This window comes from Pseudorhodoferax sp. Leaf265 (assembly GCF_001422365.1).
GTDB lineage: Bacteria > Pseudomonadota > Gammaproteobacteria > Burkholderiales > Burkholderiaceae_C > Pseudorhodoferax.
On sequence record NZ_LMMT01000008.1, the window covers coordinates 56,924 to 82,629 of the forward strand.

The 25,706-nt window shown below is 67.6% G+C and carries 24 protein-coding genes; 23 read left to right on the forward strand and 1 reads right to left on the reverse strand.

What is annotated here, in order from left to right; genetic code table 11:
* The first annotated feature begins 49 nt into the window (after positions 1-49).
* The 19 genes from frr to ASF45_RS09420 all read left to right on the forward strand — a co-directional run bounded on the left by frr (position 50) and on the right by ASF45_RS09420 (position 20,056).
* The gene (gene frr / locus ASF45_RS09330) at positions 50-610 is read left to right on the forward strand and encodes a ribosome recycling factor (RefSeq protein WP_056660442.1); all 561 of its coding nucleotides are present in this window, start codon (positions 50-52) and stop codon (positions 608-610) included.
* Between the two features lie 37 nt (positions 611-647).
* Complete coding sequence (uppS, locus tag ASF45_RS09335) at positions 648-1,358, forward strand: polyprenyl diphosphate synthase (protein ID WP_255357781.1); 711 nt, start codon at positions 648-650, stop codon at positions 1,356-1,358.
* 10 nt (positions 1,359-1,368) lie between these two features.
* A complete protein-coding gene (locus ASF45_RS09340) occupies positions 1,369-2,199 on the forward strand; it encodes a phosphatidate cytidylyltransferase (RefSeq protein WP_056660445.1) in 831 nt (276 codons plus the stop codon).
* A complete protein-coding gene (gene ispC, locus ASF45_RS09345) occupies positions 2,196-3,368 on the forward strand; it encodes a 1-deoxy-D-xylulose-5-phosphate reductoisomerase (RefSeq protein ID WP_056660448.1) in 1,173 nt (390 codons plus the stop codon). The genes ASF45_RS09340 and ispC overlap by 4 nt, the downstream gene beginning before the upstream one ends.
* Before the next feature lie 10 nt (positions 3,369-3,378).
* Positions 3,379-4,734 (forward strand): RIP metalloprotease RseP, encoded by a 1,356-nt coding sequence (rseP, locus tag ASF45_RS09350; protein ID WP_056660451.1) that lies wholly within the window; start codon positions 3,379-3,381, stop codon positions 4,732-4,734.
* Between the two features lie 58 nt (positions 4,735-4,792).
* On the forward strand, positions 4,793-7,090 hold the full coding sequence (gene bamA / locus ASF45_RS09355) for an outer membrane protein assembly factor BamA (RefSeq protein WP_056660454.1): 2,298 nt from the start codon (positions 4,793-4,795) through the stop codon (positions 7,088-7,090).
* Positions 7,090-7,611 (forward strand): OmpH family outer membrane protein, encoded by a 522-nt coding sequence (locus ASF45_RS09360; RefSeq protein WP_056660457.1) that lies wholly within the window; start codon positions 7,090-7,092, stop codon positions 7,609-7,611. The genes bamA and ASF45_RS09360 overlap by 1 nt, the downstream gene beginning before the upstream one ends.
* 20 nt (positions 7,612-7,631) lie before the next feature.
* The gene (gene lpxD / locus ASF45_RS09365; RefSeq protein WP_056660460.1) at positions 7,632-8,615 is read left to right on the forward strand and encodes a UDP-3-O-(3-hydroxymyristoyl)glucosamine N-acyltransferase; all 984 of its coding nucleotides are present in this window, start codon (positions 7,632-7,634) and stop codon (positions 8,613-8,615) included.
* A 13-nt stretch (positions 8,616-8,628) separates the two neighbouring features.
* Positions 8,629-9,069: a 3-hydroxyacyl-ACP dehydratase FabZ gene (gene fabZ, locus ASF45_RS09370; RefSeq protein WP_056660463.1), complete on the forward strand. Its 441-nt coding sequence runs from the start codon at positions 8,629-8,631 to the stop codon at positions 9,067-9,069.
* 16 nt (positions 9,070-9,085) lie between these two features.
* A complete protein-coding gene (lpxA, locus tag ASF45_RS09375) occupies positions 9,086-9,874 on the forward strand; it encodes an acyl-ACP--UDP-N-acetylglucosamine O-acyltransferase (RefSeq protein ID WP_056660466.1) in 789 nt (262 codons plus the stop codon).
* Between the two features lie 32 nt (positions 9,875-9,906).
* Positions 9,907-11,037, forward strand: a complete 1,131-nt coding sequence (gene lpxB, locus ASF45_RS09380) for a lipid-A-disaccharide synthase (protein WP_056660469.1) — start codon at positions 9,907-9,909, stop codon at positions 11,035-11,037.
* A complete protein-coding gene (gene rnhB / locus ASF45_RS09385) occupies positions 11,009-11,650 on the forward strand; it encodes a ribonuclease HII (RefSeq protein WP_056660472.1) in 642 nt (213 codons plus the stop codon). The genes lpxB and rnhB overlap by 29 nt, the downstream gene beginning before the upstream one ends.
* Positions 11,647-12,411, forward strand: a complete 765-nt coding sequence (locus ASF45_RS09390; protein WP_056660475.1) for an RNA methyltransferase — start codon at positions 11,647-11,649, stop codon at positions 12,409-12,411. Before rnhB ends, ASF45_RS09390 begins: the two co-directional genes overlap by 4 nt.
* A 222-nt stretch (positions 12,412-12,633) precedes the next feature.
* Entirely contained in the window at positions 12,634-13,818 is a 1,185-nt protein-coding gene (carA, locus tag ASF45_RS09395; RefSeq protein WP_056660478.1) for a glutamine-hydrolyzing carbamoyl-phosphate synthase small subunit, read from the forward strand.
* Positions 13,811-17,053, forward strand: a complete 3,243-nt coding sequence (gene carB, locus ASF45_RS09400) for a carbamoyl-phosphate synthase large subunit (protein ID WP_056660481.1) — start codon at positions 13,811-13,813, stop codon at positions 17,051-17,053. The genes carA and carB overlap by 8 nt, the downstream gene beginning before the upstream one ends.
* 18 nt (positions 17,054-17,071) lie before the next feature.
* On the forward strand, positions 17,072-17,941 hold the full coding sequence (locus ASF45_RS09405; RefSeq protein WP_056660484.1) for a Kdo hydroxylase family protein: 870 nt from the start codon (positions 17,072-17,074) through the stop codon (positions 17,939-17,941).
* A gap of 66 nt (positions 17,942-18,007) precedes the next feature.
* Positions 18,008-18,487, forward strand: coding sequence for a transcription elongation factor GreA (greA, locus tag ASF45_RS09410; RefSeq protein ID WP_056660487.1), 480 nt, complete (start codon positions 18,008-18,010; stop codon positions 18,485-18,487).
* Positions 18,488-18,497: 10 nt separating this feature from the next.
* Positions 18,498-18,926, forward strand: coding sequence for a DUF4149 domain-containing protein (locus ASF45_RS09415; RefSeq protein ID WP_056660490.1), 429 nt, complete (start codon positions 18,498-18,500; stop codon positions 18,924-18,926).
* Between the two features lie 2 nt (positions 18,927-18,928).
* Positions 18,929-20,056: an aminotransferase class V-fold PLP-dependent enzyme gene (locus ASF45_RS09420; protein ID WP_056660493.1), complete on the forward strand. Its 1,128-nt coding sequence runs from the start codon at positions 18,929-18,931 to the stop codon at positions 20,054-20,056.
* Here the strand turns inward: ASF45_RS09420 and ASF45_RS09425 are convergent, their stop codons facing one another.
* The gene (locus ASF45_RS09425; RefSeq protein ID WP_056660496.1) at positions 20,057-20,539 is read right to left on the reverse strand and encodes a YhbY family RNA-binding protein; all 483 of its coding nucleotides are present in this window, start codon (positions 20,537-20,539) and stop codon (positions 20,057-20,059) included.
* Between the two features lie 20 nt (positions 20,540-20,559).
* Between ASF45_RS09425 and ASF45_RS09430 the strand changes: the two genes are divergently transcribed.
* The 4 genes from ASF45_RS09430 to glmM all read left to right on the forward strand — a co-directional run bounded on the left by ASF45_RS09430 (position 20,560) and on the right by glmM (position 25,605).
* Entirely contained in the window at positions 20,560-21,240 is a 681-nt protein-coding gene (locus ASF45_RS09430) for an RlmE family RNA methyltransferase (protein WP_056660499.1), read from the forward strand.
* Positions 21,241-21,372: 132 nt separating this feature from the next.
* The gene (ftsH, locus tag ASF45_RS09435; RefSeq protein ID WP_056660502.1) at positions 21,373-23,292 is read left to right on the forward strand and encodes an ATP-dependent zinc metalloprotease FtsH; all 1,920 of its coding nucleotides are present in this window, start codon (positions 21,373-21,375) and stop codon (positions 23,290-23,292) included.
* A gap of 61 nt (positions 23,293-23,353) precedes the next feature.
* A complete protein-coding gene (folP, locus tag ASF45_RS09440) occupies positions 23,354-24,253 on the forward strand; it encodes a dihydropteroate synthase (RefSeq protein ID WP_056660505.1) in 900 nt (299 codons plus the stop codon).
* Positions 24,250-25,605 carry a phosphoglucosamine mutase gene (glmM, locus tag ASF45_RS09445; protein ID WP_056660508.1) on the forward strand — a complete coding sequence of 452 codons (1,356 nt, stop codon included), beginning with the start codon at positions 24,250-24,252 and terminating at the stop codon, positions 25,603-25,605. Before folP ends, glmM begins: the two co-directional genes overlap by 4 nt.
* The last annotated feature ends 101 nt before the right edge of the window (positions 25,606-25,706 follow it).

Genomic DNA, 25,706 nt, shown 5'->3' on the forward strand with positions numbered 1-25,706 from the left:
CTGCGGCTGTTAGCGCCGCTGGCCAGACTCCCAAGAAGCCGGAGAGAGCATGACGATTGCAGACATCAAGAGCGCGGCGGACAGCCGCATGGACCAGTCCCTGGCCTCGCTGAAGAACGCCCTGGCGCGCGTGCGCACGGGCCGCGCCAACCCGGCGCTGCTGGACGTGGTGCAGGTCGATTACTACGGCTCCATGGTGCCGATCAGCCAGGTGGCCAACGTGTCGCTGCTGGATGCGCGCACCATCAGCGTGCAGCCCTGGGAAAAGGGCATGGGTGCCAAGATCGAGAAGGCCATCCGCGAAAGCGATCTGGGGCTGAATCCTGCGTCCATGGGCGAACTGATCCGCGTGCCCATGCCCATGATGACCGAGGAGCGCCGCAAGGAACTGACCAAGGTTGTGCGCAGCGAAGGCGAGAACGCCAAGGTCGCGATCCGCAACCTGCGCCGCGACGCCAACGAAGCCGTCAAGAAGCTGGTCAAGGACAAGCTGGCCTCCGAGGACGAGCAAAAGCGTGCCGAGGCCGAGATCCAGAAGGTCACTGACAAGCACATCTCCGACGTCGACCACATCGTGGCGGCCAAAGAACAGGACCTGCTGGCGGTTTGATGCGCAAGCAGCCTGGCCAATTGCAGGAGACTGGCGCGTGAGCGTGGTGCCGCACCACATCGCCATCGTCATGGACGGCAATGGCCGCTGGGCGACGCGACGCTTCCTGCCGCGCGTGGCCGGCCACCGGCAGGGTGTCGAGTCGCTGCGCCGCTGTGTGCAGGCCTGCCTGGACCGCGACGTGCGCGTGCTGACCGTGTTCGCGTTCTCGTCCGAGAACTGGGACCGGCCGCAGGACGAGGTCTCCGGCCTGATGTCCTTGATGGTCAGCGTGCTGGCCAAGGAAGTGAAACCGCTCAAGGCCAACGGCGTGCAGTTGCGCTTCGTGGGTGCGCTGCATGCGCTGTCCGACAAGGTGCGCGGTGGCCTGGAGCAGGCAGAGCGCGAAACCGCAGGCAACCAGCGTCTGGTGCTGAACATCTGCTTCAACTATGGCGGCCGCTGGGACATCGCCCAGGCCGCGCAGCGCCTGGCAGCGGCCGGCGAGGCCATCACCGAAGCCAGCCTGAGCCGTGCCATGGCGTTGGCCCATGTGCCGGATCCGGACCTCGTGATCCGCACGGGCGGCGAATTCCGCATCAGCAACTTCCTTCTCTGGCAGTCGGCCTACTCGGAGTTCGTGTTCAGCGACAAGCTGTGGCCCGAATTCGACCCTGCGGCACTGGACGACGCCATTGCGGCTTACGGCCGGCGCGAGCGCCGCTTCGGGAAGACCTCCGAGCAAGTCGTCGCCAACCAGGCTGCCTGAGGCCTGCGCCATGCTGCGCACGCGCATCATCACCGCCTTGGTCCTACTGGCCGTCCTGTTGCCGGCGCTGTTCTACGCCGATCCCACGCCGTTCGGCATCGTCGCCCTCGTGATGATCGCCGCCTCGGGCTGGGAGTGGGGCCGCCTCAACCAGATGGGCCAGGCCGGTGCCTGCGCGCTGGCGCTGGTGACCGCCGCCCTGTGCGCCGCGATGTGGCAGGCCGGTTGGCTGGTGCGGCCATCGCTCGCGCTCTGGACCCTCGCCGGCGGCGCCTGGGTGCTGGCGGCGGTGTTGTTGATCCGTGGCGGCGTGCCGGGCTGGGCACCGATTCCGCGCCTGCTGCGCATCCTTGGTGGGCTGCTGGCACTGTGCCTGGCCTGGCTGGCCGTGGTGCAGGCGCGCGTGATCGGCATCGGTTTCCTGCTCTCGGTGCTGACGCTGGTCTGGATGGCCGACATCGGCGCCTACGCCGCAGGCCGCAGTTTCGGGCGCCGCAAGCTGGCGCCCGCGATCAGCCCGGGCAAGAGCTGGGAGGGCGTCTATGGGGGTGCCGTCGGCGTGCTGTTGCTGGCTGCGGGCTGGGTCCTGGTCGACGGCCCGTCGGGCAACAACCTGTTCAGCCGGCTCTGGACCGGCATGCCCTGGCTGATGCCTCTGGCCGTGCTGTTCCTGTGCGCGATGAGCGTGGTTGGCGACCTGGTCGAGTCGCTGATCAAGCGCAGCGCCGGCGTCAAGGACAGCAGCGGGTTGCTGCCCGGTCATGGTGGTGTGCTGGACCGTGTTGATGCACTGCTGCCGACGCTCCCCTTGGCAATGATGTTGTACTGCGTGGTGGCATGAGGCAGCGGCTGAGTATTCTGGGCTCCACGGGTTCCGTGGGCGCCAACACCCTGGATGTGGTGGCCCGGCATCCGGAGCGTTTCGAGGTGTTCGCGCTGACGGCGGCGACCCAGGTCGAGAGCATGCTGCAGCAATGCGCGCAGTTCCGGCCTCGCTTCGCCGTGATGGCCGATGCCGAAGCGGCGCGCCGGCTGGGCGAGCGCGTCCGTGCTGAGGGCCTGCCGGTCGAGGTCATGGCCGGTGCCGAGGCGATTGCCGAGGTCGCCGCACATCCGGATGTGCATGCCGTGATGGCCGCCATCGTCGGCGCTGCGGGTCTGGCGCCCTGCCTGGCGGCGGCACGCGCGGGCAAGCGCCTGCTGCTGGCCAACAAGGAGGCGCTGGTCGTCGGCGGCCAGGTGTTCCTGGATGCCGTGCAGGCCGGCGGCGCGCTGCTGCTGCCGATCGACAGCGAGCACTCGGCCGTGTTCCAGTCGCTGCCTGAGGATCCCGCCACCTGGAGCCGGCGCATCGAGAAGATCATGCTGACCTCCTCGGGCGGGCCATTCCGCACGCGCGACCCGGCCACGCTGCGCGAGGTGACGCCCGAGCAGGCCTGCGCGCACCCGAACTTCGCCATGGGCCGCAAGATCTCGGTCGATTCGGCCACCATGATGAACAAGGGGCTGGAGGTCATCGAGGCCAAGTACCTGTTCGGCGTGACGCCCGAGCAGATCGAGGTCGTGATCCATCCGCAGCAGATCATCCATTCGATGGTGCAGTTCCACGACGCCTCGGTCATGGCCCAGCTGGGCACGCCCGACATGCGCGTGCCCATCGCCTACGGCCTGTCGTGGCCCGAGCGCATCGAGAGCGGAACGCCGCGGCTGGACTTCGCGCGCATGGCGGCCATGACCTTCGAAGTGCCCGACCTCGCGCGCTTCCCCTGCCTGGCCCTGGCATGGGCGGCCCTGCGGGCGCCCGCTGGCACCTGTGCGGTGCTGAACGCCGCCAACGAGGTGGCGGTGGCCGCCTTCCTGGACCGGCGCATCCGCTTCGACCAGATCCACCAGCTCAACCATGCAACTTTGGAGGGCCTGGCCCCCTCCAAGCCCGGGTCGCTGGCAGACCTGCTGGCGCTCGATGCGCTGGCGCGCGAACACGCGCACGGGCACATCGCCCGGCTTTGAAAGGATTCCCATGCTGACCGTCGTGGCCTTCATCGTTGCACTGGGCCTGCTGATCGCGGTCCACGAGTACGGCCACTACCGCGTGGCCGTGGCCTGCGGCGTCAAGGTCGAGCGCTTCTCCATCGGCTTCGGCAAGGTGCTGTGGCGCTGGCAGCCCAAGGGCTCGCCGACCGAGTTCGTCATCGGCGCTTTTCCGCTGGGCGGCTACGTCAAGATGCTGGACGAGCGTGAAAGCCCGGTCGATCCGGCCGAGCGCCACCGCGCCTTCAACACCCAGACCGTGGGCAAGCGCGCCGCCATCGTCGCCGCCGGCCCCGCCGCCAACCTGCTGCTGGCCGTGCTGCTCTATGCGTTGGTCAACTGGAGCGGCGTGCAGGAGCCGCAGGCCGTGCTGGCCAGCCCGGTGCCGGCCTCCATGGCCGAGCAGGCTGGCGTGCGCGGCGGCGAGCGCGTGCTGCGCGGTGCCTGGGACGGCGACACGCTGCAGCCGCTGCGCTCGTTCGAGGAGCTGCGCTGGCTGCTGACGCGCGGCGCGTTGGACGGGCACGATGTGCGGCTCGAACTCGAGGCGCAGGGCGCGATGCGCGAGCTCGTGCTGCCGCTCGCGCAGATGGGCGTGCGCGAGGCCGATGCCCATCTGTTCCGGCGCATCGGCATCGTCTCGCCCTGGACCCAGCCCGTCATCGGCGAGGTCGTTGCCGACGGCGCCGGCGCCAAGGCCGGCCTGCAGAGCGGCGATGTGGTGCTGGCCATCGGCAGCACGCCCATCGTCGACGGACCGCAACTGCGCGAGACCATCCGCGCCTCGGTGCGCGGCGAGGAGCCGCTCACACAGCGCTGGCGCATCGAGCGCGCCGGCCAGCGCCAGGAGATCGAGGTCACGCCGCAGGCCCTGCGCGAGGGAGAGGCCTGGATCGGCCGCATCGGCGCCATGGTCGGCGCGCCGCCGGCCATGGTCACGGTGCGCCATGGTCCGATCGATGGGCTGTGGAACGGAGTGGTGCGGACCTGGGAGGTGTCGGCCCTCACGCTGCGCATGATGGGCCGCATGGTCATCGGCGAAGCCTCCCTCAAAAACCTCAGTGGCCCGCTCACGATCGCCGACTACGCGGGCAAGTCCGCCAGCCTGGGATTGACGCAATATCTGGTGTTCCTGGCCCTGATCAGCGTGAGCCTGGGGGTGCTGAACCTGCTGCCGCTCCCGGTCTTGGATGGGGGTCACCTGATGTATTATCTTTGGGAGGCCGTGACCGGCAAAGGCGTGTCGGATGCATGGATGGAACGCATGCAGCGCACCGGGGTCGCCTTGCTGCTCGTGATGATGTCCATCGCCTTGTTCAACGACGTGACACGAATCTTCGGCTGACCCGGCATCGCGGTTGGCCGCGTAGCCCGGCCAGCGCCGTCGGCTCTCCTTCTTATCCATGAAACATTCCATCCATCGCTTTCGCATGCGCGCACTGACCACGGCCCTGGGCCTGATGTTGGTGGCTAACCAGGCTTGGGCGGTTGACCCATTCAAGGTGCGTGACATCCGCATCGAAGGCTTGCAACGCGTGGAGCCCGGCACTGTGTTCGCATCGTTGCCGCTGCGGGTGGGCGACACGTATTCCGACGAGATGGGGGCCTCGGCGATCCGTTCCCTGTTCGGGCTGGGCCTGTTCACCGATGTGCGCATCGAGGTCAATGGCGATGTGCTGGTGGTGGTGGTCGAAGAGCGCCCCACGGTGGCTGACGTCACCTTCGCCGGAACCAAGGAGTTCGAGCAGGATGCCCTGAAGAAGGCCCTGCGCGACATCGGCCTGACTGAAGGCCGGCCATTCGACAAGGCTCTGGCCGATCGTGCCGAGCAGGAACTCAAGCGCCAATACATCAACCGCAGCCTGTACGGCGCGCAGGTCGTCACCACGGTCACGCCGATCGAGCGCAACCGCGTGAACCTGACCTTCACGGTGACCGAAGGCGATCCGGCCAAGATCAAGGAAATCCGCATCGTCGGCAACAAGGCCTTCAGCGAAGGCACGCTGCGCGACCTGTTCGAGCTCGACACCGGTGGCTGGCTCAGCTGGTACACCAAGTCCGACCGCTACTCGCGCGCCAAGCTCAATGCCGACATCGAGACGCTGCGCTCGTACTACCTGTCGCGCGGCTACCTGGAGTTCCAGGTCGAGTCGACCCAGGTGGCGATCTCGCCCGACAAGGAAGACATCGCCATCGTGCTCAACATCACCGAGGGTGAGCGCTACGTGGTGTCCAGCGTCAAGCTGGAGGGCAACTACCTGGGCCGCGACGACGAGTTCAAGTCGCTGATCACGATCCGCCCCGGCGAGGCCTACAACGCCGACCGCGTGGCCGAGACCACCAAGGCCTTCCGCGACAACTTCGGCAACTACGGTTTCGCCTTCGCCAACGTGGAGGCGCGGCCCGACATCGACCGCAGCAACAACAGCGTGGCCCTGCTGCTGACGGCCGAGCCCTCGCGGCGCGCCTACGTGCGCCGCGTCAACGTGGTCGGCAACACGCGCACGCGCGACGAAGTCATCCGCCGCGAGTTCCGCCAGTTCGAATCGTCCTGGTACGACGGCAACAAGATCCGTTTGTCGCGCGACCGGGTCGACCGCCTGGGCTACTTCACCGAAGTCAACATGGAAACCCTGGAGGTGCCGGGCGTGCCGGACCAGGTCGACCTGCAGGTCACCGTGGCCGAGAAGCCCACCGGCAGCCTGACCATGGGTGCCGGCTTCTCCAGCGCCGAGAAGCTCGCGCTGTCCTTCGGCATCAAGCAGGAAAACGCCTTCGGTTCGGGCAACTACCTGGGCCTGGACATCAACACCAGCAAGTACAACCGCGCCATCGTGCTGAACACGGTCGACCCGTACTTCACGACCGACGGTGTGTCCCTGTCCCTGGACCTGTTCCACCGCAACTCGCGGCCCTACAACGACCAGGGTGGCAATTACCAGCTGGAGACCACGGGCGCGGGCGTGCGCTTCGGTGTGCCGTTCAGCGAGGTCGACACGGTCTACTTCGGCGGCACGCTGGAACGCACGACCATCAAGCCGGGCACCAACATCCCGGCGGCCTACCTCGCCTATGGCGAAAAGTTCGGATACACCAGTTACTCGGTCCCGCTGTCTGTCGGTTGGCAGCGTGACAGCCGCGACAGCACGCTGGTGCCGACCAACGGCACGCTGAACAAGGTCAACGCCGAGGTCGGCCTGTTCGGCGACACACGCTATGTGCGCAGCAGCTACCAGTACCAGCAATTCATCCCCTTGAACAAGCAGTACACGCTGGCCTTCAACGGCGAGCTGGGCTACGGCAAGGGGCTGTCGGGCCGGCCATTCCCGGTGTTCAAGAATTTCTACTCGGGTGGCCTGGGGTCGGTGCGCGGCTTCGAGCAGGGCACGCTGGGTCCGCGCGACGTGACCGGCTCCGTCATCGGCGGCAGCAAGAAGGTCACGCTGAACGCCGAGATCCTGACGCCATTCCCCGGCGCGGGCAACGACCGCACGCTGCGCATGTACGGCTTCGTCGACGTGGGCAACGTGTACGGTGAAGACGACAAGTTCGAGCTCAGCAGCATGCGCGCCTCCGTCGGTGTGGGCGTGAGCTGGATTTCCCCTGTCGGTCCGCTGCGCTTGGCCCTCGCCAATCCGGTGCGCAAGTTCGCGGGCGATAGAATCCAAAAACTGCAATTCCAGATAGGTACGTCGTTTTGATGAAGACTTTTTTGCGTCCGTTCGGAGCCGCCCTGTTGCTGGGGCTGGCGGCACTGGCAGCCCAAGCGCAGGCTGAAGACTTCCGGATCGGGTTCGTCAACATCGACCGCCTGTTGCGCGAAGCCAATCCGGCCAAAGTCGGACAGGGCAAGCTGGAGGCCGAGTTCTCCAAGCGCGAGAAGGACTTGATGGATGCCGGCAATGTGCTCAAGGCCGCCTCTGAAAAGTTCGAGCGCGAGGCCCCGACCCTGGCCGAAAGCCAGCGCGCGGCACGCCAGCGCCAGCTGACGGAGCAGGACCGCGACTTCCAGCGCAAGCGCCGCGAGTTCCAGGAAGACCTGAACCTGCGCAAGAACGAAGAGCTGCAGCAGGTCATCGACAAGGCCAACCGCATCATCAAGCAGGTCGCCGAGACCGAGAAGTACGACGCCATCCTGCAGGAGGCCGCGTACATCAATCCCAAGCACGACATCACCGACAAAGTCATCAAGGCTTTGAACGCGGCCAACCCCACCAAGTGAGCGGGACTTGCCGACCTGACGTGGCTCTGGACCTTGGCGCGATCATCGACGCGCTGGGTGGGGAGCTGCATGGCGAGCGCTCCGTGGCCATAGAAGGCCTGGCACCGCTAGCTTCTGCCGGTGCAGGGCAGATCACCTTCCTGAGCAACGCCAAACTGGTCGCGCAACTGGCGCCCAGCCAGGCGGCCTGCGTGATCGTCGGCCCGGGCTTGCGCGATCAGGCCCAGGCGCGTGGCGCCTGCATCGTCACGGACGATCCTTACCTGTACTACGCGCGGTTGACGCAGCTGTGGAAGCGCACGCAGATGCCAGCACACCCGGCAGGCGTGCACCCGAGCGCCGTAGTCGACGCCGAGGCCGAAGTGCATCCCAGCGCCTGGATTGGCCCGCTGTGCGTGGTCGAGCGCGGCGCGCGCATTGGTGCGGACACGGTGCTGACCTCACGCGTGACAGTGGGTGAACGCTGCAGCATCGGCGAGCGCTGCACCATCCAGCCCGGCGCGGTGATCGGCGCTGACGGCTTCGGCTTCGCGCCGAACGCGGGCCGCTGGGAGAAGATTGAACAGCTGGGCGCGGTGCGCATCGGCAACGACGTCGACATCGGGGCCAACACCTGCATCGACCGCGGCGCGCTGGGTGACACCGTGATCGAAGACGGCGTCAAGCTCGACAACCTGATCCAGATTGCGCACAACGTGCGCATCGGCAGGCATTCGGCCATCGCTGGCAGCGCCGCGATTGCCGGCAGCACCACGGTCGGCGAGCACTGCACCATCGGCGGTGCGGCCAAAATCACCGGCCACGCCACCATCGTCGATCATGTGCACATCGGTGGCGGCGCATCGGTCACGGGCAGCATCCGCAAGGCGGGTGCGTATGGCGGGGTGTACCCGCTGGACGAGTTCGGCAAATGGGAAAAGTCCGCGGCAACGCTGCGCCAGCTGCCCAGCCTGCGCGAGCGCCTGCGTGCGCTGGAGCGCCAACTGCCCGCCCGTGGTGAATAGAGAAGACGACGACATGATGGACATCCACCAAATCCTCAAGAAGCTGCCGCACCGCTACCCCATCCTGCTGGTGGACCGCGTGCTGTCGATCGAGAAGGACGTGCGCATCAAGGCGCTCAAGAACGTATCGATCAACGAGCCGTACTTCGTCGGCCATTTCCCGAACCGGCCGGTGATGCCGGGTGTGCTGATGCTGGAGGCCATGGCCCAGGCCGCGGCGCTGCTGTCCTTCGCCAGCAGTGGCAAGGACCTGGACGACAACACGGTCTACTACTTCGCCGGCATCGACGCGGCACGGTTCAAGCGACCCGTGGAGCCGGGCGACCAGTTGGTCCTGGATGTGGAACTGCTGCGCCAGAAGGCCGGCATCTACAAGTTCAAAGGCACGGCCAGCGTGGGCGAGACCATCGCCTGCGAAGCCGAGCTGATGTGCACCATGCGCAAGGTGGCCTGAGCGGGGGACCTGCCACATGGCCCATGTCCACCCCAGCGCCATCGTCGACCCTGCGGCCGAGCTCGATGCCTCGGTCCGGATCGGTGCGTTCAGCCTGATCGGCCCGCATGTGCGCATCGGCGCCGGCACCGAGGTCGGTCCGCACTGCGTGATCGAGGGGCGCACCACCATCGGACGCGACAACCGGATCTTCCAGTTCGCCTCGCTGGGCGCCGTGCCGCAGGACAAGAAGTACGCAGGCGAGCCGACCGAACTCGTGATCGGCGACCGCAATGTCGTCCGCGAGTTCTGCACCTTCAACCTGGGCACCGTGCAGGACGCCGGTGTCACGCGCATCGGCAGCGACAACTGGATCATGGCCTACGTGCACATCGCGCACGACTGCCAGGTCGGTAGCCATGCCACCATGGCCAACAACGCCACGCTGGCTGGCCATGTGCAGGTGGGCGACCATGTCACCATCGGTGGGCTGACCGGTGTGCTGCAGCGCATGCGCATCGGCGACCACGCGATGATCGGCTTCGCCAGCCATGTGAACAAGGATGTGCCGCCCTTCCTCGTGGTCGACGGCAATCCGCTGCAGGTGCGCAGCGTGAACCTCGTCGGCCTGCGCCGGCGCGACTTTTCCGCCGACCGCCAGGCCGCGGTGCGCGAGATGCACAAGGTGCTCTACCGCCAGGGCAAGACGCTGGACGAAGCGCTGGCCGGCATCGAGGCATTGACGGCGTCTTACCCCGAGGCGGCGGGCGATGTGGCGAACATGCTGGGCTTTCTGCGCAGCTCCAGCGTCGGCATCGCGCGCTAGCGATGGCTGCGGCTTCGGCGCGGCGCTGCGCGATGGTGGCCGGCGAGGCCTCGGGTGATCTGTTGGCCGGGCTGCTGCTCGACGGGCTACGGGCCCGCTGGCCGGCCATGCAGTCCATGGGCATTGGCGGGCACCAGATGCAGGCGCGTGGCTTTGAGCCGTGGTGGCCGAGCGAGACTCTGGCCGTGCGCGGCTACCTGGAGGTGGTGCCGCACCTGCGCCGGTTGCTGGCGATCCGGCGCGAACTGGGCGACCGGCTGTTGCGCGAGCGGCCCGACATCTTCATCGGCATCGACGCCCCCGATTTCAACTTCGGCTTGGAAGCCCGGCTGCGGGCCGCCGGAATTCCCACGGTCCACTTCGTGAGCCCTTCCTTCTGGGCCTGGCGCGCGAAGAAGGTTGAGACGCTCAAGTGCAGCGCCGACCATGTGCTGTGCATCTTTCCGTTCGAGCCGGAGTTGCTGGCTGCGCATGGCGTGCCTGCCACGTATGTCGGCCATCCGTTGGCCAGTGTGATCCCGATGGAGCCGGACCGCGCGGCTGCGCGGCTGCAGCTCGGCTTGGCGGACGGGGCCTGCGTGGTCGCCGTGCTGCCAGGCAGCCGTGGTTCGGAGGTCCAGCAGATGGGCGCGCGCTTCTTCGCCGCGGCACGCACGCTGCTGCGCAGCCGGCCAGCCCTGCAGTTCGTGGTGCCGGCCGTGCCGCCGCAGGAGGCCGCAATCTGCCGCCTGGCCGATGCCGCCGGCCTGGGCGCGCGCCTGCAGGTCGTCCGCGGCCAGTCACACACCGTGCTGGCGGCCTGCGACGTGGCGCTCGTGGCCAGCGGCACGGCCACGCTGGAGACGGCCTTGTACAAGCGGCCCATGGTCATCGCCTACCACATGAACCGGTTGTCGTACTGGCTCATGCGTGGACGCAACCTGATGCCTTGGATCGGCCTTCCCAACATCCTGTGCCGTGACACCGTGGTGCCCGAGTTGATCCAGGATGCGGCCACACCGGAGGCGCTGGCCGCGGCGCTGGAACACTGGTTGCAGGCGCGGGATGCGGCGCCGGAGACAATCGCGGCCTTGGAACAGCGCTTCACTGCGCTGCATCTGGAACTGCGGCGGGATACGGCACGGTTGGCGAGCGATGCGATCGAAAAACTTCTTGCGGGCTGAACAGCAGGTGCTGGGTTGGGCCGCACCAGGATTGATGGCGGGCGTGGACGAGGCGGGCCGCGGGCCGCTGGCCGGGCCTGTGGTGGCCGCGGCCGTGATCCTGGACGAGCGCCAGCCCATCGAGGGTCTGGCCGATTCCAAGACGCTGACGGCGCTGCGCCGCGAGCGCCTGTATGACGAGATCCGCGCCAAGGCGTTGTGCTGCGCGATCGGCGAGGCCTCGGTCGAGGAGATCGACCGGCTCAACATCCTCAAGGCCACCTTGCTGGCCATGCAGCGCGCCGTGCAAGGCCTGCGCCTGAAGCCCGTGCGCGTGCTGGTGGACGGCAACCAACTGCCCGTGCTCGACGTGCTGGCCGAGGCCGTGGTCAAGGGCGACGCACTGGTGCCGGCCATCTCGGCCGCGTCCATCCTTGCCAAGGTGCACCGCGACCGCTGGTGCGGCCAGATCCATGCGCAGTTCCCGCAGTACGGTTTCGATGCCCACAAGGGCTATGGCACGGCGGCACACCTGGAAGCGCTGCGCCTGCATGGGGCCTGTGCCTGGCACCGCCAGTCCTTCGCGCCCGTGCGCGCGGCCGGTGTGCGCGCCGTGACGGTGGTGGCTCCATGAGCCTGCTGGAAATCCGCTCGCGCGAGAACGCGCAGTTCAAGGAGCTGCGCCGGCTCGCGCAGGAGAACGGCGCCTACCGGCGCCAGGGCCGCATCTGGATCGAGGGCGAGCACCTGTGCCGCGCCGCGCTGGCACGCGGCTGGCAGCCCGCGCAACTGGTGATGTCCGAGCAGGGTGAGGCCACGGCCGCAGCCCTGGGCTTGAATGCCAACGTTCCGCGCCTGCTGGTGGCCGATGCGCTGTGGAGCCAGCTCAGCGGGCTGGGATCGCCGGCCGGTTTCGCCTGCGTGCTCGCGCTGCCGGCCACGCCGGCGCTGGACCCGCTAGCCGCCACCGTGGTGCTCGACCGGCTGCAGGACGCCGGCAACGTCGGCTCCATCCTGCGCAGCGCGGGTGCTTTCGGTTTTCGCCAGGTGCTGGCGCTGGCCGGCACGGCCGCGCTGTGGTCGCCCAAGGTGTTGCGCGCCGGCATGGGCGCCCATTTCGGCCTGCGCCTGATCGAGGCGGCGGGCGAGGATGCGGTAGCCGCGCTGCAGGTGCCGCTGGTGGCCACCAGTTCGCACCAGGGCGAGTGGCTGCATGCGGCCGCGCCGCCCTATCCCTGTGCCTGGCTCATGGGCCACGAAGGGCAGGGCGTGTCGCCGGCGCTGCAGGCGCGCGCCGGCCTGCACGTCCGCATCGCCCAGCCGGGCGGCGAGGAGTCGCTCAACGTGGCGGCGGCGGCCGCCATTTGCCTGTACGCGAGCGCGCCCCGGCCCTGAGCGCCGGTTGGCATGTGGGACCTAGGGTAAATCCCAGGTTTGCGCTCCGGCACAGCTCCCCGGCTGGCGGGCACGCTGGCGGCCCGCGCTACAATCGTGGGCTTTTTCGCAATCGCGTCGCCGGCCGCATCCACCGCCACATCCCCTTAAAGCAGCAGTCCAGGGAAGCACTCCAGGTGCTTGTCGAGGGCGCCGGGCGACCGTCACCATCCGGAGAACCCAGTGCTTTCATCCCTCCAGGGATCCTTCCCGCCCGCGATCCTGGCGCTAGCTGACGGCACGGTCTTTATCGGCAACTCGATCGGCGCCACTGGCGCAACCGTCGGCGAAGTCGTGTTCAACACGTCGATGACCGGCTACCAGGAAATCCTGACCGATCCGAGCTACTGCCAGCAGATCGTCACGCTCACCTATCCGCACATCGGCAACTACGGCACCAATGCCGAAGACATCGAGGCCGACAAGATCCACGCCGCCGGCCTGATCATCAAGGATCTGCCGCTGCTGGAATCGAATTTCCGCAGCAATGCCAGCCTGAGCCAGTACCTGGTCGCCGGCAAGACGGTCGCCATCGCGAACATCGACACGCGCAAGCTCACACGCCACTTGCGCACCAAGGGCGCGCAGAACGGCGCCATCGTGGCGCTGGCCGCCGGCAGCACGGTCACCCAGAAGGACATCGATTCCGCCATCGCCCAGGCCAAGGCTGCGCCGGCGATGTCGGGCCTGGACCTGGCCAAGGTCGTCTCGGTGCGCGAGACCTACAGCTGGACCGAGACCGAGTGGCAGCTCGGCGCGGGCTACGGTGTGCAGATCACGCCCAAGTTCCACGTCGTCGCCTTCGACTACGGTGTCAAGAAGAACATCCTGCGCATGCTGGCCCAGCGTGGTGCGCGCATCACCGTGGTGCCGGCGCAGACACCCGCGGCCGATGTGCTCAAGCTCAAGCCCGATGGCATCTTCCTGTCCAATGGCCCTGGCGACCCGGAGCCCTGCGACTACGCCATCGAGGCCACGCGCCAGCTGATCGAGACCGGCATCCCGACCTTCGGCATCTGCCTGGGCCACCAGATCATGGCCCTGGCCTCGGGCGCCAAGACCTTCAAGATGAAGTTCGGCCACCACGGTGCCAACCACCCGGTCAAGGACCTGGACAACGGCCGCGTGTCGATCACGAGCCAGAACCACGGCTTCGCCGTCGACGAGAAGACGCTGCCGGCCAACCTGCGCGCCACCCACGTGAGCCTGTTCGACGGCACGCTGCAGGGTCTGGCCCGTACCGACAAGCCGGCCTTCTGCTTCCAGGGCCACCCGGAAGCCTCGCCCGGCCCGCACGACATCGGCTACCTCTTCGACCGCTTCACGCAGTCCATGGAAAAATTCAAGGCGGAGGCGAAGAATGCCTAAGCGCACAGACCTCAAGAGCATCCTCATCATCGGCGCCGGCCCCATCGTCATCGGCCAGGCCTGCGAATTCGACTACTCCGGCGTGCAAGCCTGCAAGGCGCTGCGCGAGGAGGGCTACCGCGTGGTGCTGATCAACAGCAACCCCGCGACGATCATGACCGACCCGGCCACGGCCGACGTCACCTACATCGAGCCCATCACCTGGCAGACGGTCGAGAAGATCATCGCCAAGGAGCGGCCGGATGCCATCCTGCCGACCATGGGCGGCCAGACCGCGCTGAACTGCGCACTGGACCTGTGGCGCAACGGCGTCCTCGACAAGTACAAGGTCGAGCTGATCGGCGCCACGCCCGAGGCCATCGACAAGGCCGAGGACCGTCTGAAGTTCAAGGACGCGATGACCAAGATCGGCCTGGGCTCGGCCCGGTCGGGCATCGCGCACACCATGGACGAGGCCTGGGGCGTGCAGAAGACCGTCGGCTTCCCGACCGTGATCCGCCCCAGCTTCACGCTGGGTGGTACGGGTGGCGGCATCGCCTACAACGCCGAGGAATTCGAGACCATCTGCAAGCGCGGCCTGGAAGCCTCGCCGACCAGCGAGCTGCTGATCGAAGAATCGCTGCTCGGCTGGAAAGAGTACGAGATGGAGGTCGTGCGCGACAAGGCCGACAACTGCATCATCGTCTGCTCGATCGAGAACCTGGACCCGATGGGCGTGCACACGGGCGACTCCATCACCGTGGCGCCGGCGCAGACGCTGACCGACAAGGAATACCAGATCCTGCGCAACGCTTCGCTGGCGGTGCTGCGCGAGATCGGCGTGGACACGGGCGGCTCCAACGTGCAGTTCTCGATCAACCCGGCCGACGGCCGCATGGTCGTGATCGAGATGAACCCGCGCGTGTCGCGCTCCTCGGCACTGGCCTCCAAGGCCACGGGCTTTCCGATCGCCAAGGTCGCGGCCAAGCTGGCCATCGGCTACACCTTGGACGAGCTGCGCAACGAGATCACGGGCGGTGCCACGCCCGCCAGCTTCGAGCCCAGCATCGACTACGTGGTGACCAAGATCCCACGGTTCGCGTTCGAGAAGTTCCCGGCCGCCGACAGCCACCTGACCACGCAGATGAAGAGCGTGGGCGAGGTCATGGCCATGGGCCGCACCTTCCAGGAGAGCTTCCAGAAGGCGTTGCGCGGCCTGGAGGTCGGCGTGGACGGCATGAACCAGAAGACGCAGGACCGCGAGGTGCTCGAAGAGGAACTCGGCGAGCCCGGCCCCGACCGCATCTGGTACGTAGGCGATGCCTTCGCTTCCGGCTGGACGCTGGACGAAGTCCATGCGCTGACCAAGATCGACAAGTGGTTCCTGGTGCAGATCGAGGAGATCATCAAGATCGAACTCGATCTGGACAAGCACACCGAGGAGCACGGCGCCGCGGCGCTGTCCAGGGTCACGGCCGACGAGCTGCGCCTGCTGAAGAAGAAGGGCTTCTCCGACCGCCGCCTGGCCAAGCTGCTCAAGACCGACGAGAACGCTGTGCGCGCCGCGCGCCATGCGCAGGGCGTGCGCCCCGTCTACAAGCGCGTGGACACCTGCGCGGCCGAATTCTCGACCGACACGGCCTACATGTACTCGACCTACGAGGACGAGTGTGAGGCCGAGCCGACCGACAAGAAGAAGATCATGGTGCTGGGCGGTGGCCCCAACCGCATCGGCCAGGGCATCGAGTTCGACTACTGCTGCGTGCACGCGGCGCTGGCGATGCGCGAGGACGGCTACGAGACCATCATGGTCAACTGCAACCCGGAGACCGTGTCGACCGACTACGACACCTCGGACCGGTTGTACTTCGAGCCGCTGACGCTGGAAGACGTGCTCGAGATCGTCGAGAAGGAAAAGCCGGTTGGCGTGATCGTGCAGTACGGCGGCCAGACCCCGCTCAAGCTCGCGCTGGGCCTGGAAGCGGCCGGCGTGCCCATCATCGGCACCACGCCCGACATGATCGACGCGGCCGAGGACCGTGAGCGCTTCCAGAAGCTGCTGCACGACCTCAACCTGCGCCAGCCGCCGAACGCCACGGCCCGGGCCGAGCCCGAGGCGCTGGAGAAGGCCGCCGCACTGGGCTACCCGCTGGTGGTGCGCCCGAGCTATGTGCTGGGCGGCCGCGCGATGGAAATCGTGCACGAGCAGCGCGACCTGGAGCGCTATATGCGCGAGGCCGTCAAGGTCAGCAACGACTCCCCGGTGCTGCTGGACCGCTTCCTGAACGACGCCATCGAGTGCGACGTGGACGCCGTGCGCGACGCCACGGGACGCGTGTTCATCGGCGGCGTGATGGAGCACATCGAGCAGGCCGGCGTGCACAGCGGCGACTCCGCCTGCTCGCTGCCGCCGTACTACATCAGCAAGGCCACGGTGGACGAGCTCAAGCGCCAGACCGCGGCCATGGCCGCAGGCCTGAACGTGGTCGGCCTCATGAACGTGCAGTTCGCCATCCAGCAGAAGGACGGCCAGGACGTGATCTACGTGCTGGAAGTCAACCCGCGCGCCAGCCGCACGGTGCCCTTCGTGTCCAAGGCCACCGGTATCCAGCTGGCCAAGGTCGCGGCGCGCTGCATGGCCGGCCAGTCGCTGGACGCGCAAGGCATCGGTGCGGAAGTCACGCCGCCGTACTTCAGCGTCAAGGAAGCCGTGTTCCCGTTCGTGAAGTTCCCGGGCGTGGACACCATCCTGGGCCCGGAGATGAAGTCCACGGGCGAGGTCATGGGCGTGGGCAAGACCTTCGGCGAGGCCTTCGTGAAGAGCCAGCTGGGCGCGGGCACCAAGCTGCCGCGCTCGGGCACCGCCTTCCTGACGGTCAAGAACAGTGACAAGCCGCGCGCCGTGGAAGTGGCGCGTGCGCTGGTGGCGCTGGGCTTCAGCGTCGTGGCGACCAAGGGCACGGCCCAGGCCATCACGGCCGCGGGCGTGGCCTGCAAGACCGTCAACAAGGTCACCGAAGGCCGGCCGCATGTGGTCGACATGATCAAGAACAACGAGATCGTGCTGGTGGTCAACACGGTGGAAGAGCGCCGCAACGCGATCGCCGACAGCCGCGCCATCCGCACCTCGTCCCTGCTGGCGCGCGTGACCACGTTCACGACCATCTTCGGTGCCGAGGCCGCTGTCGAAGGCATGCGCTACCTGGACCAGCTCGATGTGATCTCGGTGCAGGAGATGCACGCGCAGCTGGCGTGATCGGGTGAGGGCCAGCCGATGACGTCGCAACTGGTGGAACTGGACCTGTCTGACTGGACCAGGGCACGGTCCAACGACGACTGGATCGCTGCGCTGGAGGCGGGCAAGGTGCTGTACTTCCCGCGCCTGCGCTTCGAGCTGCTGGCCGATGAGCAACGCCTGCTGGATCCGGCACTGCTGGCCGAAGGCTCGCGCAACATCAGCCTGGACGCCGCAGGGCGCCTCAAGGGCGCGGCCGGCGACGCCGGGAAGCAGCAGGCCACGGCTGCCATGGTCGCGCGTTTTCGCAGCCAGGCGCGCCAGCTCGTGGATGGGCTGCTGCCGGCCTACGGTGCGGCCTTGCGCATGGCGCCCACGAGCTTTCGGCCCGCGCAGGTCGAGACGCGCACGCAGTCCTGGCGTGCGGACGACAAGCGCCTGCATGTCGACGCCTTCCCGTCGCGGCCCAACTACGGCGAGCGCATCCTGCGCGTCTTCACCAACCTGAACCCCCACGGCGCGCCGCGTGTCTGGCGCGTGGGCGAGCCCTTCGAGACCGTGGCCGAGCGCTTCCTGCCCCGGCTCAAGCCCTACGTGCGCTGGCAGGCCAAGGCCCTGCGCGCGCTGCGCGTGACCAAGTCGCTGCGCAGCGAGTACGACCACCTGATGCTGCAGTTGCACGACGCGATGAAGTCCGACCTGGACTACCAGCAGAGCGCGCCGCAGCAGACCGTGCCCTTCCCGCCAGGCTCGGTCTGGGTATGCTTCTCCGACCAGACTTCGCACGCGGTGATGTCGGGCCAGTTCATGGCCGAGCAGACACTGCATCTGCCGGCGGCGAGCCAATACAATCCGGCCGCAAGCCCGCTGGCGATTCTGAGCCGGCTGACCGGACGAACACTCGTCTGATCCCCTCTCACCTTCCAACCGCCGAACGGCGACGTTCGGCGGTTTGCTTTTGGAGACCCTGAAAACATGACGACCACCTTTCCGGTGACCCGGCGCGGCGCCGAGGCCTTGAAGACCGAACTGCACCGCCTGAAGACCGTGGACCGCCCCTTCATCATCAATGCGATCGCCGAAGCGCGGGCGCAGGGTGACCTGTCGGAGAACGCCGACTACGACGCCGCCAAGGACCGCCAGGGCTTCATCGAAGGCCGCATCCAGGAGATCGAGGGCAAGTTGTCCGTGGCCCAGGTTATTGACCCGGCCGAACTCAATGCTGGCGGCAAGGTGGTGTTCGGTGCCACCGTGGACCTGGAAGACGAGGACAGCGGCCAGGCCGTGACCTACCAGATCGTCGGCGAGGACGAGGCCGACCTCAAGCTGGGCCGTATCAACATCTCCAGCCCGATCGCACGCGCGCTGATCGGCAAGAGCGAGGGCGACAGCGCCGAGGTGCAGACGCCCGGCGGCATCAAGCACTACGAGGTCGTCGGCGTCCGCTACATCTGACGGCGGACCGATGCGCGCGCGCGTGCCGCTGCTGGCGGCCGCCCTGTGGTGGGGCAGCCTGACGGCACTGTTCTGGATCGTGCCACTGCTGTTCATGCAGCTGCCCAGCCCGGCCCTGGCCGGTGGTGCCGCGGCGCGGCTGTTCAGCGCCCAGACCTGGGCCACGCTGGCTTGCTGCCTGCTGATTCTGATGGCCTCGCGCCCGCGTGATGCCGACCGCACCGCAGCCTGGGCGCGGCCCGTGCTGCCCTGGGTGCTGGGCGGTTTGTTGCTGGCACTGGTGGTGGAATTCGCGGTCGCGCCGCGCATCGTGGCGCGTGAGAATCTCAAGCTCTGGCACAACCTGGGCAGCGGCATGCTGCTGCTGCAATGGCTCTGTGCCAGCATCACGCTGTGGCAACTGGCGCACCCTGCGCCCCCATCCCAAGAAGGAGACTGACCATGCCCGGACTCTTGCCCGATGTCGACCCGGACGGCCTGCTGGAATTCTCGGTGGTCTACACCGACCGCGCGCTGAACCACATGTCCAAGCGCTTCACGGGCGTGGTGCAAGACATCCTGTCCACGCTCAAGCAGGTCTACCACGCCCACACCGCGGTGCTGGTGCCCGGCAGCGGCACTTTCGGCATGGAGGCCGTGGCCCGCCAGTTCGCCAACCGCGAGAAGGTGCTGATCGTGCGCAACGGCTGGTTCAGCTACCGCTGGAGCCAGATTTTCGACGCAGGCGGTCTGGGCGGTGGCGCCGTGGTCTGCAAGGCGCGCCGCGTGGGCGATGGCCCGCAAGCGGCGTGGGCGCCGGCACCGGCCGAGGAGGTGGCGGCCACGATCCGCGCCGAGCAACCCAAGGTGGTGTTCGCGCCGCACGTGGAAACGGCCAGCGGCATCCTGCTGCCGGACGACTACCTGCGCACCGTCAGCGCGGCCGCGCACGAGGTCGGCGCGCTGTTCGTGCTGGACTGCGTGGCCTCGGGCGCCATGTGGGTGGACATGCAGGCCACCGGCGTCGACGTGCTGATCTCCGCGCCGCAAAAGGGCTGGAGCAGCTCGCCCTGCTGCGCCATGGTGATGCTGAGCGCGCGGGCGCGCGAGGCCATCGAAGGCACGACCAGCAGCAGCTTCTCCTGCGACCTCAAGAAGTGGATGCAGATCGCCGAGGGCTACGAGAAGGGCCAGCACGCCTACCACACGACCATGCCGACCGACGCGCTGGTGCGCTTGCGCGATGTGATGCTGGAGACGCGTGAAATCGGGTTCGATGCGGTGCGCCAGGCGCAGATCGAACTGGGTGGCAAGGTGCGTTCGCTGCTGGAGTCGCGCGGCCTGCCCAGCGTGGCGGCCGAGGGCTTCAAGGCGCCGGGCGTGGTGGTGAGCTACACGACCGACCCGGAGATCCAGAGCGGCAAGAAATTCCTGGCCGTCGGCCTGCAGACTGCCTCGGGCGTGCCGCTGCAGTGCGACGAACCGGCGGACTTCCGCACCTTCCGCATCGGCCTGTTCGGCCTGGAGAAGTGGCAGAACGTGGACCGCACCGTCGGCCACTTGGCGACGGCGCTGGACAAGGTGCTGTGATTAGGTCTGGCTGCGCTTCTTGACGCTGGTCGGTGGCTTGGGCTTGGCGCGCTTGACCTTGCCGCCGGCCGTGAGGCGCTGGTTGCCGAGCACGCGCAGGGTCTTGACCTCGGGCCGCTGGCCGCCGCGCTTGCTGAACTTGAGGATCTTCACGTCGCGCGGGCCGGGCATGCGGTCCTCGTCCTCCGCACGCTCGCGTTCGACTTCGGGCTTGGGCCGCCACAGCACCAGCAGCTTGCCGATGTGCTGGATCGGCGCGGCGCTGAGTTCGTCGGCCAGTTGCTGGTACATGGCCTCGCGTGCGACGCGGTCGTCGGAGAACACGCGCACCTTGATCAGTCCATGCGCGTTGAGCGCGAGATCGGTCTCGCGCACCACCGCGGGCGTCAGGCCGTCGCCGCCGACCATGACCACGGGGTCCAGATGGTGGGCCTCGGCGCGGTGGACCTTGCGTTGCGCGGGGGTGAGTTGAATTTGGGGCATCCCCGTATTATCCCGTCTGCATGAAAGTCAAGACCAAATCGAAGAAGGTCAACAAGGCATGGTTGAACGACCATGTCAACGATCCTTACGTCAAGCTCGCCGGCAAGGAGGGCTACCGCGCGCGCGCGGCCTACAAACTCAAGGAGATCGACGAAGGCCTGAAGCTGCTGCAACCCGGCCATCTCGTGGTGGACCTGGGCTCCACGCCCGGCGCCTGGAGCCAGTATGTGCGGCGGCGCCTGTCGCCCCAGGGCGCGGCCGTGGGCGAGCTCAATGGCACCATCATCGCGCTGGACATCCTGCCGATGGAGCCGATCGAGGGCGTGCAGTTCCTGCAGGGCGACTTCCGCGAGCCCGAGGTGCTGGAGCAGCTGCACACCGCCATGGGCGGCCGCCAGGCCGATGTCGTGGTGTCCGACATGGCGCCCAACCTGTCGGGCATCGAGTCTGCCGATGCTGCCCGCATCGCCCATCTGGTGGAGCTGGCGGTGGAGTTCTGCCAGACCTACCTGAAACCGGAGGGTGCCCTGGTGGTCAAGCTGTTCCATGGCAGCGGCTACGCCGAACTGGTCCAGCTGTTCCGCAGCGCGTTCCGGGTCGTCAAGCCCATCAAGCCCAAGGCCTCGCGCGACAAGTCCTCCGAGACATTCCTGGTCGGTATCGGGCTCAAGGCGGCCCCAACCGGTGAAAAACCGGCTTAAACCCTTGCTGCAGCTATGGCTGACGCGGGTTTGGTGCCCGTGCCGCCCCCTTGAAATGCCTAAAATGGCGCGCAAGTACGCCCCAGTGTCGCTGTCGCCGCTGTCTGTCGTACGGCTTACCGGAGTCCCCGCTTGAAGAATCCCTGGTTTTCCAAAGTTGCTGTCTGGCTCGTGATCGCCATGGTGCTGTTCACGGTGTTCAAGCAGTTCGACACCCGTGCCACGGCAGGCGCAGGCTTCGTGGGTTACTCGGATTTCCTGGAGGAGGTCCGCAACAAGCGCGTCAAGACCGCCACCATCCAGGAAGGCCAGGGCGGTACCGAGATCGTGGCCATCACCACGGATGACCGCCGGATCCGCACCACCGCCACCTACCTGGACCGCGGCTTGGTCGGCGACCTGATCGCCAACAACGTCAAGTTCGACGTCAAGCCGCGCGAAGAAGGCTCGCTGCTCATGACCCTGCTGGTCAGCTGGGGCCCAATGCTGCTGCTGATCGGCGTCTGGGTCTATTTCATGCGCCAGATGCAGGGTGGCGGCAAGGGCGGCGCCTTCAGCTTCGGCAAGAGCAAGGCGCGCATGCTGGACGAGAACAACAACACCGTCACCTTCGCCGATGTCGCCGGTTGCGACGAGGCCAAGGAGGAGGTGAAGGAAGTCGTCGATTTCCTGAAGGACCCGCAGAAGTTCCAGAAGCTGGGCGGACGCATCCCGCGCGGCCTGCTGCTGGTCGGCCCTCCGGGCACCGGCAAGACGCTGCTGGCCAAGTCCATCGCGGGCGAAGCCAAGGTGCCGTTCTTCTCGATCTCCGGTTCCGATTTCGTGGAAATGTTCGTCGGCGTGGGTGCGGCCCGCGTGCGCGACATGTTCGAGAACGCCAAGAAGAACGCCCCCTGCATCATCTTCATCGACGAAATCGACGCGGTGGGCCGCCAGCGTGGCGCGGGCCTGGGCGGCGGCAACGACGAGCGCGAGCAGACGCTGAACCAGATGCTCGTGGAGATGGACGGCTTCGAGACCAACCTGGGCGTGATCGTGGTCGCCGCGACCAACCGCCCGGACATCCTGGACGCCGCACTGCTGCGCCCGGGCCGTTTCGACCGCCAGGTCTACGTCACGCTGCCCGACATCCGCGGCCGCGAGCAGATCCTCAACGTGCACATGCGCAAGGTGCCGATCGGCCAGGACGTGAGCCCGAGCATCATCGCGCGCGGCACGCCGGGCATGTCCGGCGCGGACCTGGCCAACCTGTGCAACGAGGCCGCGCTGATGGCCGCACGCCGCAATGCGCGCGTGGTCGAGATGCAGGACTTCGAGAAGGCCAAGGACAAGATCATCATGGGCCCCGAGCGCAAGAGCATGGTCATGCCCGAGGAAGAGCGGCGCAACACCGCCTACCACGAAGCTGGCCACGCCCTGATCGGCAAGCTGCTGCCCAAATGCGACCCGGTGCACAAGGTCACCGTAATCCCGCGCGGCCGCGCGCTGGGCGTGACCATGAGCCTGCCCTCGCAGGACCGCTACAGCTACGACAAGGAATACATGCTGAGCCAGATCAGCATGCTGTTCGGTGGCCGCATCGCCGAAGAAGTGTTCATGAACCAGATGACCACCGGCGCCAGCAACGACTTCGAACGCGCGACCTCGATCGCCCGCGACATGGTGACGCGCTACGGCATGACCGACGCGCTGGGCCCCATGGTCTACGCGGAGAACGAAGGCGAGGTGTTCCTGGGCCGCTCGGTCACCAAGACCACCAACATGAGCGAGCAGACCATGCAGAAGGTCGATGGCGAGGTGCGCCGCATCATCGACGACCAGTACAACCTGGCCCGTCGCCTGATCGAAGAGAACAGCGACAAGATGCACGCCATGGCCAAGGCCTTGCTCGAATGGGAAACCATCGACACCGAGCAGATCGACGACATCATGGCCGGCCGCGAACCGCGTCCACCCAAGGACTTCACGCCGCGCACGCCCACGGGCGGCAACGGCGGCGGCAGCGGTGGCGCACCGGCGGTGAATCCGGAGCCGGCGCCGTCGGCAGCTTGACGCACCAAGTCTGAACAACAATACGGGGCCTCGCGGCCCCGTTTTGTTTTTCCGACCACGCATGTTCTGGCAGACCTCCCGCTACCGCCTCGATCTGGACCGCCCCCGCGTCATGGGCATCGTGAATCTGACGCCGGACTCCTTTTCCGATGGGGGCTGCCACGCAGGCCCCGTCACCGCGCTGCGGCATTGCGAGCGGTTGCTGACCGAGGGCGCCGACATCCTGGACCTGGGCGCCGAGTCCTCGCGCCCCGGGGCGGCCGTGCTGCCGGCGGACGAGGAACTGGCCAGGTTGCTGCCGGTGCTGCGCGAGGCCACACGGCTGGGTGTGCCGATCTCGATCGACACCTACAAGCCGCGCGTGATGCAGGCCGCGCTGGACCTGGGTGCCGACATCGTCAACGACATCTGGGCGCTGCGTTGGCACGACGCGGTGGCTGGCGAGGCGCCTGGCGCGGCCCTGGCCGTGGTGGCGGCCCATCCGGCCTGCGGCGTGTGCCTCATGCACATGCACGGCGAGCCCGCCACCATGCAGCGCCAGCCCATGGTGGGCGACGCGCCGGCCCAGGTGCGCGCCTTTCTGGCCGAGGCCGCGCTGCAGCTGCGCGCGCGCGGCGTGGCGGCCGAGCGCATCGTGCTCGACCCCGGCATCGGCTTTGGCAAGGCCGTGGCGCAGAACTTCGCGCTGCTGGCGCGCCAGGCCGAGCTGCTGGACCTGGGCCATGCGCTGCTGGCAGGTTGGTCGCGCAAGTCCTCGCTGGCGGCCGTGGCCGGTGGCGCCGACCGCCCGGCCAGAGAACGGCTGGTACCCAGCGTGGCGGCAGCCCTGCTGGCGGTGGAACGCGGCGCGCGCATCGTGCGCGTGCACGATGTGGGTGACACGGTCGCCGCCCTGCAGGTGTGGCGCGCCGCCACGCCCAACCCCTTTCCCGTCAGACAACAAGAAGGAACTTCTCCATGACCCGTCGCTACTTCGGCACCGATGGCATCCGCGGCACCGTGGGCCAAGCCCCCATCACACCCGACTTCGTGCTGCGTCTGGCCCACGCCGTGGGCCGCGTGCTGCGCAAGACCGAAGCCAGGCCGACGGTGCTGATCGGCAAGGACACGCGCATCTCCGGCTACATGCTGGAGAGCGCCCTGGAATCGGGCTTCAACTCGGCCGGCGTCGACGTCGTGCTGCTGGGCCCGCTGCCCACACCCGGCGTGGCCTATCTCACGCGGGCGCAGCGCGCCAGCCTGGGCGTGGTCATCAGCGCCAGCCACAACCCGTTCGCCGACAACGGCATCAAGTTCTTCAGCGCCCAGGGCACCAAGCTGCCTGACGACTGGGAGATCGCGGTCGAGGCGGCTTTGGCCCTGCCGCCGCAGTGGGTGGACTCCGCCAACCTGGGCAAGACCACGCGGCTGGAGGATGCGGCCGGCCGCTACATCGAGTTCTGCAAGAGCACGTTCCCGACCGCGCTGACGCTCAAGGGCCTGCGCATCGTGGTGGATGGTGCCCACGGCGCGGCCTACCAGATCGCGCCCATGGTGTTCCATGAACTCGGTGCGGAGGTCATCCGCATCGGTTGCGCGCCCGACGGCCTCAACATCAACGAGAAGGTGGGCGCCACCCATCCCGAGGCCCTGGTCGAGGCCGTGCGCACGCACCGTGCCGACTTCGGCGTGGCGCTCGATGGCGACGCCGACCGCGTGCAGATGGTCGACCGCGACGGTCGCATGTTCAATGGCGACGAACTGCTGTACATCATGGTCAACGAGCGCCTGTCGCGCGGTGGCGCGCAGCGCAGCAAGCGCGCGGGCGAGGCGGTCGAGGGGGTGGTCGGCACCCTGATGACCAACAAGGCCGTGGAGGTCGCGCTGCGGGCCAAGGGCGTGGAGCTGGTGCGCGCCAAGGTCGGCGACCGCTACGTGCTGGAGGAGCTCGAAAAGCGCGGCTGGGTGCTGGGCGGCGAGGGCTCCGGCCACCTGCTGGCGCTGGACAAGCACACCACGGGCGACGGCCTCATCAGCGCGCTGCAGGTGCTGCAGATCTGCGTGCGCAACGGCCAGAGCCTGGCCCAGGCGCTGGGCGGGCTCACGCTGTTCCCGCAGACCATGATCAACGTGCGGCTGGCCGTCGGCCAGGACTGGAAGTCGAACCAGACCATGTCCCAGGCCCAGGCCGAGGTGGAGCGTGAACTCGGCGACGATGGCCGCGTGCTGATCCGCGCCAGTGGCACCGAGCCGGTGCTGCGCGTGATGGTCGAAGCGCGCGACGCGGCCCAGGCCCGCCGCTGCGCCGAGCGCATCGCTTCGACGCTGCGCTGAGCGTCATACAGTTGCCATCGGCGCGACATGCGCCGGTCATGGCCGCTTCGCACACTGGCTCCCGTGCGCTCCCTGGTGGAGCGCCCGTGTCGCAGGAGCCA